This window comes from Pseudomonas sp. ICMP 10191, assembly GCF_001467335.1.
In the GTDB taxonomy this organism is placed as follows: Bacteria; Pseudomonadota; Gammaproteobacteria; order Pseudomonadales; family Pseudomonadaceae; genus Aquipseudomonas; species Aquipseudomonas cerasi.
The window spans coordinates 121,671-134,958 of sequence record NZ_LKGW01000001.1 but is presented as its reverse complement, the minus strand read 5'-3'; the positions used below and the strand labels follow the sequence as shown (position 1 = coordinate 134,958).

The following is a 13,288-nucleotide window of genomic DNA, read 5'->3' as shown; positions in this document are numbered from 1 at the left end:
CTGCATGCCGACGCGGAGCGTCGGCACGATAGTCAACTTGCATCGGATCGAATCCTGCCCGCGTCCAGCATCAGCGATCATCCAGAGGTTCAGCGCACCGCCGGATCAGACGGCACATCGCCGTCCGCGCTGGTGTCGATGCTCACGACCACCGACATCCCAGGCCGCAGGTGCTCAAGCATGGGCTGATCGGCATCGACCACGATGCGTACCGGGATACGCTGGGAAATCTTCACGAAGTTGCCGGTGGCGTTGTCGGCAGGCAGCAGGCTGAATTCCGAACCCGCAGCGGGCGAAATTCGTTGTACGTGGCCGTGCATCTGGTGGCCGTCGAGCGCATCGACGGTAAAGCTCACCGGCTGCCCCAGGCGCACATTGGCCATCTGGGTTTCTTTCATGTTCGCCACGATCCAGCGCTGCTCGGGCACCAGTGCCATCAACTGCGCACCCGAATTGACATAGGCACCAAGACGCACGCCGATCTGCCCCAACTGCCCGTCACGCGGGGCAACGATACGCGTGTTGTCCAGGTCGATGCGCGCCAGCTCGATAGCCGCTTGCGCATTGGCGACCGAGGCTTCCAGTGAGCCACGGTTGACGATGACTGTTTGCAGGTCCTCACGGGCGATCTGCAAGACTGCCTTGGCTTCGGCAACGGCGGCGTTCGCCTGCGCGTCGGCGGCACGCGTGACATCCAGCTCGCTTTTCGAAACCGAACCGTCGGTCACCAGCGCCTGATTGCGCCGCAGATCGGCAGCGCTCTTGCGGCTCTGGGCGATGCTGTTCTGCAGTTCGGCCTGGCGCTGGCCGATGGTGGCTTCGGCACTACGCCGCTGTTGCAGATTGTTGGCCAGCGAGGCCTTCTGCACAGCCAGTTGTGCAATGGCCTGATCCAGGCGCTGACGATAGATACGGTCATCCAGACGCACCAACAGATCACCGGCCTTGACGAACTGGAAGTCCTGCACCGGTACTTCGTAGACATACCCGCTCAGCTGCGGCCCGATCAGCGTGGTCTGGCCCTTGACCTGCGCATTCTCGGTGCTCTCGATCAGGCTGGCAAACGGCGGAAGTTGCCAGGCGTACAGCACCACCAGCACCCCGGCCAGGGCAACGGCGCCGAAAATCACCGAAGACACGACACGCTTGCGGGTCGAGCGCGGCTTGCTGGTCACCGGGGACGTCAACGGAGCCGGTGGCGGCGAGTTGCGCGGGGCTTCGGTATCTGGGGTTTTGGATTCGGTCATGAAGATTTAACGCCGGAATTGGATACGGTGGGCGGAGCAGCAGGTGCAATGGGTGCCAGCGGCAGAGGTTGAGTGGTCATTTTCAGCCACAGGACCCGGGCTGAAATCCAGATCATGGTCAGCACGGCAATCAGCGCGATCAGCATGAACACATCATTGTAAGCCAGCACATTGGCTTCCCGGGTCGCTGCCGTGGCCATCGTGCGGATGCCCTGACTGTTGCGCAACGACGGGTCGGCGATCACCGAGCTGTAGCTGGCGCTGTAACTCTGCAGTCGCGCCTGTACCAGCGGATCGATGAGGGTCAGGTGTTCAACGATGTGGCTGGAATGAAACTTCTCGCGCACCACTTGAAAGGTGCCCAATGCAGCAGACCCGATCAGCCCGCCGATGTTCTGAGTAATCCCGAACAACACTGAAAAACTGACCATGTTACGCGGGTTCGCCAACACGCCGCTGATCCCCAGCACCAGGGTAGGCCCAAGAAAAAATGTGCCGCCAAAGGCCAGCAGAAACTGGCTGAGGTACATGTTCGATTGGCGGGTCAGGTTGGTGGAGTGACTGTCCATCCAGGCACCGATTGCCATCATCGCCAAGGAGATCAGCAAGGGTTTGATCAGATGTGCCGGATTGATGGTCAGCGCACTGACCGCCAGCCCGGAAACGCTGCCGAGCAGCATCACCAGGTACAGCGTGTGTAACTGCTGACTGCCCATGTTCAGCGCCTGAAGAAACCCGACAGCGCCGACCGACTGTTCGGACAGCACCACGCGAAACAGGATGACGGCCAAGCCCAGGCGCAGGATCGCTCCACTGCCCAGCCAGCGAGTGATCAGCAACGGATTGCTGCGGTTATGCTCGATGGCCAGTCCAGCGCAGATCAGCGCAATCGATGCCGCTGAGGCGATACCAATCCACTGCGCTTCCAGCCACCATTCGATACGCCCCAGCGACAGCACCGCACAGAGCAGCGCAAAACCGGTGGCCAGCAGGCCGAAGGTGAGGAAATCGAGCTTCTCGAACGCCTTGAAGCGATCGCCAGGCGGCAGTTTGAGCATCAGCACGCAGCCCAGCGAGAGCAGCGCCATGCCCAGCTCGAACAGATAAAGGCCACGCCACTGGGCAATTTGCAGCAAGTCTTCCGACACCAGCCGCGCCAGCGGCGTTGCCAGCTGGGCGGTGCCAAGCCCGAGTACCAGCGCCTTGAGCCGCCACTTCTGCGGGAAAGCCTGGATCATGTAATACAGCCCCAGGGTGCTGAGTGCAGCGCCAACCATGCCGTGTGCCGCACGTACAGCGATGGCCGAATCGATGTCGTTGACGAACAGATGCGCCAGCGTCACCAGCGCGTACAGCACCAGAAACAGCTCGGTGAACGCACGCAGACCGAATTGCTGACGGAACTTCACCAGCAGCAGATTCATCGATACGTTCGTCATGATGTAGGCCGCCGGCAGCCAGGCGATGTCCTGCGACGTCGCTCCCAGCGCGCCCTGCAGATACGGCAGGTTGGCGACCACCAGTGCGTTGCCGAGCCCACCGGTCAGCGCGACGATCACCCCTACGACAGCAAACGCCGAACGCCGCGCAGTCGAATGCAGCGGCGTCGACGGCGAGCCAGGCATGGTCGGACGCTCGTGGGCGGCCCACTCGCGTGGGGCATACTTATCGCTCATAAACGACAGAAACGGGGACTTTCATGGGGTACACCTGAGGAATTCCCTTTTGTGACATTAATGACAGTCATAATACTCATCCGCCAGGCAATGATTCGCGTTGGTCAGTGCAATACAGCATCGCTCCAGCAGTTGCGAATGCGCCAGACAGTGGATATCTGAAACTTCAGACTATGCTTAAACGCAGTTTTGCTTTGCACATTTGCGCTGCTAGGATCTTCTGCGACGCTCGAACGCTCGAATAAGAAAAAAGCGCAACCGAACAAGGAGTTCAGAATGAGTTCACAGGTTTCATCGGCCCGCTCGGTTCGACCATCCGCCAGCCGGGATTCGATCGTTGTCGACGTGCGTAACCACATTGGTCACTTGACCCTCAATCGCCCGGAAGGCCTGAACGCAATCGATCTGGACATGGTCCGCACACTTCGCCAGCAACTTGACCGCTGGGCCGACGACCCCTCGGTTCATGCCGTGGTCCTGCGTGGTGCGGGCGGCAAGGCATTCTGCGCCGGTGGCGACATCCGTTCACTGTATGAGAGCCACCAGAACGGCCACGATCTGCATCACACATTTTTTGCCGAAGAGTACGAGCTGGACCTGGCCATTCACCGTTACCGCAAGCCGGTACTGGCCCTGATGGACGGTCTGGTGCTGGGCGGCGGCATGGGCCTGGTTCAGGGAGCCGACCTGCGCGTGGTCACCGAACGCAGCCGCCTCGGCATGCCCGAAGTCGCCATTGGTTATTTCCCTGACGTCGGCGGCAGTTATTTTCTGTCGCGGCTGCCCGGCGAAGTGGGGACCTGGCTGGGCGTGACGGGGTCGCAGATCGGTGCCGCCGATGCGCTGTACTGCGGCCTTGCCAACTGGTCGATGAACAGCGAACTCCTGCCGCGCCTCGACCATATGCTCGACCATCTGAAATGGAAGTCGACCCCACTCAAGGACCTGCAGGGTGCGCTGGCCAAGCTGGCCACCCAGCGCCTGCCCTCTCCGCCGCTGGAAGCCCTGCGCCACGCCATCGACCACTTTTTCGGATTGCCGGATGTCCCCAGCATGCTCGAACAGCTTCAGCAAGTGGTCATCGGCGATACCAGAGAGTGGGCGCTGGATACCGTCAGTCGAATGAACGCTCATTCGCCGCTGGGCATGGCCGTGACTCTGGAAATGCTGCGCCGTGGTCGTCATCTGCCGCTGCAGGCCTGCTTCGCCATGGAGTTGCATCTGGACCGCCAATGGTTCGAACGCGGTGACCTGATTGAAGGCATACGCGCGCTGATCATCGATAAAGACAAGAAGCCGCGATGGAAACACGCCAGCGCGCAGGACGTCAGTGCCGCGCAGGTGCAGAGTTTCTTCAGCGGTCTGGAGAATTGAGCCGTGCACGATCTTGAATTGACCGAAGAACAGGTAATGATTCGCGACATGGCGCGCGACTTTGCCCGCAACGAAATTGCCCCACATGCCCAAGCCTGGGAAAAGGCCGGCTGGATCGATGACGCGCTGGTGGCCAAGCTCGGTGAGTTGGGCCTGCTGGGCATGGTGGTGCCAGAGCAATGGGGTGGCACTTACATCGACTACGTTGCCTATGCACTGGCGGTTGAGGAAATTTCCGCCGCCGACGCCGCCACCGGCACGCTGATGAGTGTTCACAGTTCCGTGGGCTGCGGGCCGGTCCTCAACTACGGGACCGATGAGCAGAAACATGCCTGGCTGGAAAAACTGGCCACAGGCCGGGCCATCGGCTGTTTCTGCCTTACCGAACCGCATGCAGGCTCTGAAGCCCACAACCTGCGCACTCGTGCCGAGTTGCAGGGTGATCAGTGGGTGATCAACGGCGCCAAGCAGTTCGTCAGCAATGGCAAACGGGCACAACTGGCTATCGTGTTTGCAGTGACCGACCCGGCGCTCGGCAAAAAGGGCCTGTCAGCCTTTCTGGTACCGACCGAGAACCCTGGTTTCGTGGTGGATCGCAGCGAGCACAAGATGGGCATCCGGGCATCGGACACCTGCGCGGTCACCTTGAACAACTGCCGAATCCCGTCCGCCAACCTGCTGGGTGAGCGTGGCAAGGGGCTGTCTATCGCCCTCTCCAACCTGGAAGGCGGCCGCATCGGCATCGCCGCACAGGCACTGGGAATCGCCCGCGCCGCCTTCGAAGCAGCGCTGGCGTATGCGCGTGAACGGGTGCAGTTCGACAAACCGATCATCGAACATCAAAGTATTGCCAATCTGCTGGCCGATATGCACACCCGGATCAACGCCGCCCGCCTGCTGACCCTGCACGCTGCGCGGCTGCGCAGCGCCGGGCAAGCGTGTCTGTCGGAAGCCTCTCAGGCCAAGCTGTTCGCTTCTGAAATGGCCGAATGGGTGTGCTCCAAGGCAATCCAGATTCATGGCGGCTATGGCTACCTGGAGGACTACCCTGTCGAGCGTTTCTACCGGGACGCGCGCATCACCCAGATTTACGAAGGCTCCAGTGAGATCCAGCGCCTGCTGATCGCCCGGGAACTGCGTCATTATCTGGTCTGATTCAGGCGCAGTGGCCGCTCAATGCGGTACGCCGGGGCAGAGCATCAGGGCTTCACAAATCGCTCTCGCCCCAGCAACGTCACCAGCAAGGCTACCGAGTCGGCATTTTTGAGCATGATGTCGACCCGCTTGTGGACGTCTTCATAAAACACATCACGCGCCTCTTCGAGCGTGCTCTTGCCAGCGATGCGCAGAATCGTCTGTTTTCCATTACCATCCATTCGCCTCAGGTCGCGCCACGAATCTTCGTCCAGCTGCTTGAACAACTTGTCGCGGTCTGTATGAAAGGACAGCGTCTTTTGCTGCTGATAAATCAGTTCGTTTCTGATCCGCAGTCGATAGGTCGGTGCATCTTCAAGCAAATCGATGAATGGGGCCTGTGAGTCCACGTAAGCAATGTCATCCGCTTTCAGCACCATATGTGATAACTCATGAATCAGGATCGCGGCCCGGTAATGCTGAGGAAACTTGAACTCCCCGGCACGTTGCGCGCTGAGCTTCAATCGATAGGTCGGCAGTCGAAAAAACTGCTCCGTCAGAAAAATCCTCCGCGCCGGGTCTGCTTCGAAGATGAACGCGCTGGCCGATTCGTTGCCCATTCGATTGACTCCGACCACATAACGCGGCGAGTCGATGGGCGACAGCGAAGGGTCTATCAACTCCTGATACAGACCGGTGACAGCTTTTTTAGTCACTTCGTAGAGTCGATCGTCAGGCACTTTCTGCGCAAAAAAATCGCTCAGTATTTTCGCCGCACGCGGATCCAGCTTGTTGTCCGGCAAGCGTCTGGTCAGGTTGTCCAGAGCGTTTTCCAGATAGCGCTGCGCCTGCAGGCAGGCATCTTCGATGGTCAAAGCCATATCCCGGTGGCGATGACGAATTTCGGGCATGCCTCGAGCGCTGACAACCATGATTTCATCAACCAGATCGTCGACAAGACTGCCCTCCATACGGGTAAGCGCCCCTCCTCCACCGCGCAGCCCGCCCTGGATGTCCAGCTTCCATTGCTGATCCGCATCCAGACTCACCGAGGGACCGATCCTGTCGCCCGACACAATGAACCAACCGTCCTCATCTGACTGCACCTCATAGGTTTTCCCACCTATGGCTGCATACGCTCTGCCGGTAACAGGATCGCGGTAGACGCTTAACAGTTCATCGCGTTGCAGCGTGTACAAGGCTATGTCGTGAACTTCGAACTCGCGCAAACGCTCCCGTATCTGTTGCGTCAGAGAGCTGTTGCCCCAAGAGAACTCGAACGTATCAGCGGCATCGATCAATTGCACAAGCGGGTCGGGCGACGTTGGGTCATCCAGCAAGGCGCTGGTCTCATGAGACGTCAGTGATGCGGCTTCCGCAGGGTTCTGCCCGGAAGAAATCATCACGCTCAGCGCCGTCATGAACTCCGAGATCGCCTGGCCCCATTGCTGATCCGTTGCCGAGATGAGCGACAGGTTCAACAATGTCTCCCCCTGAATGATGCCGATCAGTGCCCCCAGGCGTCCGGGCATGAGCGCCATGAATTGCTCTGCGCCCAGCGTGAACAGATACTGCGTCGCCGCGCGGCGGTGTTCGGCATTGGTGACGCTGTACTGCTTGACCTGCAACTTCAGAATATCCACAGCGCCCTTGAACATCAGCAACAGGCAATTGCCCTCATAGGGATCGATTTGCACGGTGACAGGGGCAGCACGCTCGAACGGCAGATCGAAAGAGGACTCGGTGCTGAAAGGCAGGTGCGGCTCCACAAAGCCACCCTTGTCGTAAATCTTGCGCAAATCGGGGTCGATCCGGTCCAGAATGTACGCTTGGAAATAGGCTGAAGTGTGAATATCAAGCACCAGCGCAGCCTGGTCGGGATACTCCTTGAATACGAACTCGTCGTGCAGGGGCGCATAAAGCACCCACGGTCCCGGCTGATTTTACCTTGGCCCCATCAGGTACGTATTGAGCACGACGGTCGGCTCCCAGCCCTCCTTGGCCGGCAGCAGTTTCAAGGGACTGAGGATCATCTGGCAGCCGTTGACCGGCAGGCGCGCGACCGCATCAGGCATGCTCAGTACGTTTTCGATAATCCGATACGCCTGCTCGGACAGCTCGTTTTTCAGCTTGGAAGCAAAGGCTCGCAAAATATCCAGCGAAGGAACCTGCTCGACGAACAGTTTGCGGCGCTCGAGATAATCCGGCCTCGTCTCGGCCAGCACCGAGTTCAGCATCGTGCGGTAACCCGAGGCGATGTCCAGCGACCTCACCAGCTCACGCAGATACACAGGTGTCAGGGCCACGTCCAGCGGCGTGCCATCCTTTGAGGAGAGCAGAATGACCCCGTCCTGCCTGGACAGAAAGCGATTGATTGCAAACTCCACCAGGTTTTCGCTTACGACCTGGGTAGCCGCAGGTATCGACTGGGGCAACTCGCCCGGCGCCACCGGGGCGGGGACGTAGTGCGTCAGCGAAACACGCACGTTTTCAGGATCAGGCCGAGGCTTCGCGAAGTCCTTGTCGAACCTGCGCTTGAGTTGCTTGAGGGAGTAATCGTAGAGGCTTGGAATATCGAACAGAAAGTCCTTCTCGCCGACACAGGTCACATAAAACCGTCGCAGGGTCTCGACCAGAATGACCTGATCACGCTTCGACGCCTCGCTGACCCATGAAGGTACGAGCGCTTTGTAAATGATGAGCTGAATGGCAACCCCCAGAGAATTGAGGGCCTGGCGATTTCGGTCATCCCGCTCTGCGGCACTCAGCAGGTTGGCGAACAGTTCCGACGGCACTTGCCAGGCTATGGACTGCCGATAAAGATCGGCCACCGTACGCTGCTGGCGCTCGACCTCGTCGCGCTGCAATGCCTCGATGAAATGCTCTTCAATGGGTTGCAGGACGACCTTGAGTTCAAGCGTCCCTCGACGGGCACGCTGGCCGAGTAACATGCGTCGGTCAGGTTCAGCGATAACGCCTGACACCTGCGAGCTCAGCTCCATGCTTGTCAGTCGCCCGGCGACATACTCTTCCAGCGCCTGCAGGGTTTCAAAACCGACGAGTCCCTGATCCAGGATCCACAGGACGGGCTTACTGTCGGGAAGCCTGCCAGTGACCACAAACGCATTGGTTACCTTGACCACGGGCACCTGCGGGTCGTACTGAACCGTTACCCTAAAAACATCGACGCGCGCCTCGCCCAACGTCTGCCGAAGTGCCGGCAACGGCCTGTCGAGGACCTGCTGTACGTTGTCGAGGAAAGCGACAGGCAGCGTGGCCGTGCGCCGTTCGACCAGCAACTCAAGACGCAGCGAGTACTCCCGGACCAGGGCGGATATCACGTCGGGATGCATGCTGGTATCGCGTTGGCGAATCGTACGTGAGTAGAACTCGCTGATCTGACCCTCGAAGCGATGGGCAAAATCTGCCTGCACGCAGATCAATATCTGCTCAAGCAATGCCAGCGACAGACGCTGCACCGGTTGATCCGCCACCGGAGTGATCTGCCCGGCGAGAACGATGCTGTCAGCCAGGGGGATGCTTGTGTAACCGCAGACCCGTTCAAGCGCCAGCGTCAACACTGGCACCGGCGTCGCCTCAGCGACATCCGCCTGCACCCAAAGCTTGCGGGCATCAAGGGGCGGACCGCCGATCAAAGCCAGATAGAGGTTGAGCGCGCGATGCATGCAGCCATCTGCACCGGGATGCATGGCATCGACGCTGCCGAGCAAGGCGTCGAGCTTTTTCAACTTGCCCATCCAGTTGTAGGACGGGTCTGAAATCAAGTTCGGCCGTTCACTGACACTGCTCTGGGCAGCCGCCCCCCAGACGCTGTCAAAGCTCAGCCGGTCCTGACGCCAGCGCCCTGCGTCGTGCGTGTTCAAGAGCCGACCATCGAGCAGCTTGCGGATGTCCAGTGCATCGTCAATCCGAGCCGGATTTTTTTCGGAATGAAGGGCCGGCAGGTCAAGTACGTAGCGCAGGTCGCGCTCTTGCAAGGCGATCAGGGCATCAATGAATTCGCTGAAAAAGTCCTCGGTGAGCGTGTCGTGACGCAGCTCAAGCTGACCTTCCAGGCTGATGACGGAATGATCATTCAACGATGAGTAAAACAACAATCCGGCGCGTGAAGGGCCCCTCAGCACATGCTCGATGGCCTGAGCCTGATCGCCGAAGCGCAGGAAGCCCGGCAATGACGAATAGAGAAATACCGCCGGTGACGCCTCTCCGGGGAAATCGATGAGGAATACGCCGACCAGCTTGACGGGGTCCTGGCCGGCCACGACAACAGATAACCTGCGTACCCTCGGCACCGGCGCAGCGGGCCCGCCAGGCTGCGAAGGCAGCAGGGTCAGCAGCCAGCGATATTCAGCCTCCGTCATGTTGCGGTGCGCCCGACCCGATAACAGATGCTGGCGAAAACACTCTGCAAGCGCATCAGCGGTGAGGTCGCGACGCGTGCGCCCATCCTGCCCCTGAGACGTCCAGTAGTCAGACAGCAACTGCTCATACGCGGTGCCGACTGAAGCAGCCGAGTCTGCCAGCGCCTGATCGAAAACGATCGCCTGTGCCTCGGGCAACGCCGCCCCCTTGGTATCCAGATAGCGACGTGTCTGGCCTTGCGGCAGGGATTCGTAGGAAAACGCCTGCATGGCGGCATCGGCAAGGTATTGAGTTCCGACGACTGCTGACGCTGCCGGAGCAGCACCGGGCGCCGTGTGCACAAGCTGGACGGTCTGGGCAACGACGTCGATGCCCCTTTCTACCAGCACATCCTGAAAGGCCTTGCCTGTCGCCTGTCGAAAATCAGGCAGCGCCTCCAACCTGGCCGCCAGTCGCTGCAGATGCCCGGCCTGCTGGCGCAGCACGGCCTGCGTGCGGGCGTCAAACAGCGAGCCTTCGATGCGTTCGCGCTCGACGATCGACAAGGCAGTGATATCGTCGAATCGCTGCTGCAAGGCGTTGAACAGCGCGCTGCGACTCTCGAATTGCTCGATGCCGAAGGCCAGGGTACTGAGAAAGACCCGCGCCGAGGGGTTGGCGGCATCACTGATGAACAGGGCTGCGGCCAATTCCGCATTAACGGGCTGCGCGTCGCTTATCAGCAGCCGGTCGACTCGGGGAGCCGCATCGCTGGTGGGCTCGTTACTTTCGGCAGCCAATAGCTGCAACCACGCGCCGTCGTCATGGCTGATTCGAGACTGTTCGATAGCGTCCCGAATGTCTTGTGTGAAGCGCGCGCGCAGAGAGTCGCTGAAAAAATAGGGAGCTGCTGACATGTACTGTTTCCTTTGGAGGGCGCCTCTGCGCACAGCGCCCAGGCGCGTGGCAGAGAAAAAGGAAACAGCTTATGGGGATGGACCGACGCGCCTGCGTTACATAAAGCAATCGATCGGCAGACGCGCTTCGTCAAAAAATCAGTGGGCAGCAGCCCTGCCGTTCTTCTCGACCCAGGCGGCGAAGGCATCGATGAACTTCTGCAGGAAGGGCCTGGTTTTATCGGACAACGCGCCGGACTCGTCGAAAAAGCTCCCGGCGCTGCCCAGGTAGGCTTCGGGCTGCTGAAGGCACAGCACGTCCAGAAACACCAGCGACTGACGCAGGTGATGGTTGGCACCAAAGCCACCGACAGCACCCGGCGAGGCACTGATCACGGCGCCCGGCTTGCCGCTGAAGGCACTTTTGCCGTAAGGACGCGAGCCCACGTCGATGGCGTTTTTCAGGGCACCGGGCACCGAGCGGTTGTATTCCGGGGTAACAAACAGCACGCCGTCGGCAGCGCCCAGTTGCTCGCGAAAGGTGGTGTATGCAGGCGGCGGTGAGTCGCCATCGATGTCTTCGTTGTACAACGGCAGATCACCGATCTCGACAATATTCAGTTTCAGGCTGGCAGGTGCCAGTTCTGCCAGAGCAAGAGCGATCTTGCGGTTGATGGACTCTTTTCGCAGACTGCCGACCAATACGGCAATGGTATGAACCTGGCTCATGAAAATATCCGTCATCTGATTCAAGGGAAGGTTAGGTATAGAACAGAAGCCGGGTTTAGACGACCTTTGCGCCAGTCAATTCCCTACGCGCTTGAACGGCAGGGATTATTTTTTCCCTCAAAGGCAAACTCACCTATAGATCAGTGGTCTACTAGCCTCGATGGATTCGTAAACCAGCAGTTATATTCAGTTTCAGAGGTTACAGAGCAAATGGCTTCAGTTCTCGTCGGACAATTTCATGCCAGGGACGCCGAAGGTCGCGTTTATCCGGTTCATGAGTTCCAGGAATCGCAGCCGGATGAGGCGCAGGGCGGTCAGCCGGTGATCACCTACAGGCTGGCAATCGGCGACCGGGTCAAGCATTTGGGTGGTGAGGACTTCGAGCTGGTGCAATCGGGCATAAAAATTACCCGTACACCCACGTAATAACGGCAGCATTCCCGCCTTGGCTGCATGGCCAGCGGGAAGCTGTTAATCCGAAAAGATCAGATACCAGAAAATCGCCGTTTCACGAGTGTTCGGATCGATGCCCCGATAGCGCATGTGATCCACCCCGCCTACCACGTACCCGCAACTCTCGTACAGCCTGCAGGCCCCCAGGTTATTGTTCTGCGTTTCCAGAACGATGCCAGGCAGATTGCGCTTACGAGTCCAGAATTGCGCCGCGTCGAGCAACGAGCGTGCGACGCCATGACGGCGCGCCGACTCGTCCACTGCCAGCTCATCGATATACGCGAATCCACTCCAGTGAGTGCTCATCACGATATGGCCGACGGCGTGGTCATCCAGCCAGGCAACCATCACCGAACTGGTGGCGGCTTCACGATGATCGGCAAATTCCTGAGAGTCGATGCCATAATTCTTGCTGTACGGCTCGACCAGCTCGACCGGCCATGAATCCACGGGCTCGCCGATACGCGGCTGCGCATAGCCAAGCACTGTAAACGTGAATTCGCTGTTGAGGATGTAGTCCTCGAAGCATTCGTCTGCAACCCGAATGCTCAAAGCAGGATGTGCCACGCTCATTTCACCTTTGCCGCTTGCTGTCAGGAAGATGCCTGCGCTCCGGCTTCCAGCATCTGTACCCAGAGCGGAGGAGCACCGCAAGCCTTGGCGATGGTGCTCATACGCACTTCGTGCTCGGCCAGCTCACTTTCAGAGGCGCGAATGATGCGGCATGGCTTGCGATCGGCAGGCAGGCGGCGAATTTCGCTGCCACGATTGCCAGAGCCTTCGCCCGAACCGTTGCCATCGGAGGCATTGCCAGCCAGCGACAGGCTGGTCTGACCGCCGGTCATCGCCAGATAGACGTCGGCCAGAATCTCGGAGTCGAGCAATGCGCCGTGCAGCTCACGGCCCGAGTTATCGACGCCGTAGCGCTTGCAGAGTGCATCTAGACTGTTGCGCTGACCCGGGTGACGCTCTCGCGCCATCATCAGGGTGTCGAGAATCGAACAGTGCTGGGTGATATCAGCCCTGTCCTGCGAACCCATCAAGGCAAATTCGTTGTTGATGAAGCCAACGTCGAACGCTGCGTTGTGAATGATCAGCTGCGCGCCTTTGATGAACTCGAAGAATTCATCGGCGACTTCGGCAAACCGCGGCTTGCCGACCAGAAATTCATTGGTGATACCGTGAACACCGATCGCGCCTTCGTCACTTTCGCGATCAGGTTGCAGGTAAACGTGAAAATGCCGACCGGTCAGGCGGCGACCGATCAACTCGACACAACCGATCTCGATGATGCGGTGACCATCCGTCACCGGCATACCGGTGGTTTCGGTATCGAGGACGATGGATCTGTTATCCAGGTTTTGCAATGCCATTGACTGTTGCCTCATGTACAGGCCGCGATTCTAGCACGCAGCGG

8 protein-coding genes and 1 pseudogene are annotated in these 13,288 nt (G+C 59.4%); 3 read left to right on the top strand and 6 right to left on the bottom strand.

Annotated features, from left to right (window positions below; translation table 11 throughout):
* Nucleotides 1–89: 89 nt before the first annotated feature.
* The gene (locus AO388_RS00475; RefSeq protein ID WP_058415899.1) at nucleotides 90–1,247 is read right to left on the bottom strand and encodes an HlyD family secretion protein; all 1,158 of its coding nucleotides are present in this window, start codon (nucleotides 1,245–1,247) and stop codon (nucleotides 90–92) included.
* Nucleotides 1,244–2,923: an MFS transporter gene (locus AO388_RS00470; RefSeq protein WP_058415898.1), complete on the bottom strand. Its 1,680-nt coding sequence runs from the start codon at nucleotides 2,921–2,923 to the stop codon at nucleotides 1,244–1,246. The genes AO388_RS00475 and AO388_RS00470 overlap by 4 nt, the downstream gene beginning before the upstream one ends.
* 276 nt (nucleotides 2,924–3,199) lie before the next feature.
* Here AO388_RS00470 and AO388_RS00465 point away from each other — a divergent pair, with 276 nt between their 5' ends.
* Nucleotides 3,200–4,297, top strand: coding sequence for an enoyl-CoA hydratase/isomerase family protein (locus AO388_RS00465; RefSeq protein ID WP_058415897.1), 1,098 nt, complete (start codon nucleotides 3,200–3,202; stop codon nucleotides 4,295–4,297).
* 3 nt (nucleotides 4,298–4,300) lie between these two features.
* Nucleotides 4,301–5,452 carry an acyl-CoA dehydrogenase family protein gene (locus tag AO388_RS00460; protein WP_044308625.1) on the top strand — a complete coding sequence of 384 codons (1,152 nt, stop codon included), beginning with the start codon at nucleotides 4,301–4,303 and terminating at the stop codon, nucleotides 5,450–5,452.
* A gap of 44 nt (nucleotides 5,453–5,496) precedes the next feature.
* Here AO388_RS00460 and AO388_RS00455 read toward each other — a convergent pair.
* Both AO388_RS00455 and AO388_RS00450 read right to left on the bottom strand, forming a co-directional pair.
* Nucleotides 5,497–10,710 (bottom strand): annotated as a pseudogene (locus AO388_RS00455) (dermonecrotic toxin domain-containing protein).
* A gap of 138 nt (nucleotides 10,711–10,848) precedes the next feature.
* Nucleotides 10,849–11,418, bottom strand: coding sequence for an NADPH-dependent FMN reductase (locus tag AO388_RS00450; protein WP_058415959.1), 570 nt, complete (start codon nucleotides 11,416–11,418; stop codon nucleotides 10,849–10,851).
* Nucleotides 11,419–11,628: 210 nt separating this feature from the next.
* Between AO388_RS00450 and AO388_RS00445 the strand changes: the two genes are divergently transcribed.
* Nucleotides 11,629–11,844: a hypothetical protein gene (locus AO388_RS00445; RefSeq protein ID WP_004414020.1), complete on the top strand. Its 216-nt coding sequence runs from the start codon at nucleotides 11,629–11,631 to the stop codon at nucleotides 11,842–11,844.
* Nucleotides 11,845–11,889: 45 nt separating this feature from the next.
* On the opposite strand, the gene AO388_RS00440 is transcribed toward AO388_RS00445, so the two are convergent.
* Entirely contained in the window at nucleotides 11,890–12,444 is a 555-nt protein-coding gene (locus AO388_RS00440; RefSeq protein WP_003368581.1) for a GNAT family N-acetyltransferase, read from the bottom strand.
* A 20-nt stretch (nucleotides 12,445–12,464) separates the two neighbouring features.
* Nucleotides 12,465–13,244 carry a DNA polymerase III subunit epsilon gene (dnaQ, locus tag AO388_RS00435; RefSeq protein ID WP_003368580.1) on the bottom strand — a complete coding sequence of 260 codons (780 nt, stop codon included), beginning with the start codon at nucleotides 13,242–13,244 and terminating at the stop codon, nucleotides 12,465–12,467.
* Between the last annotated feature and the right edge of the window lie 44 nt (nucleotides 13,245–13,288).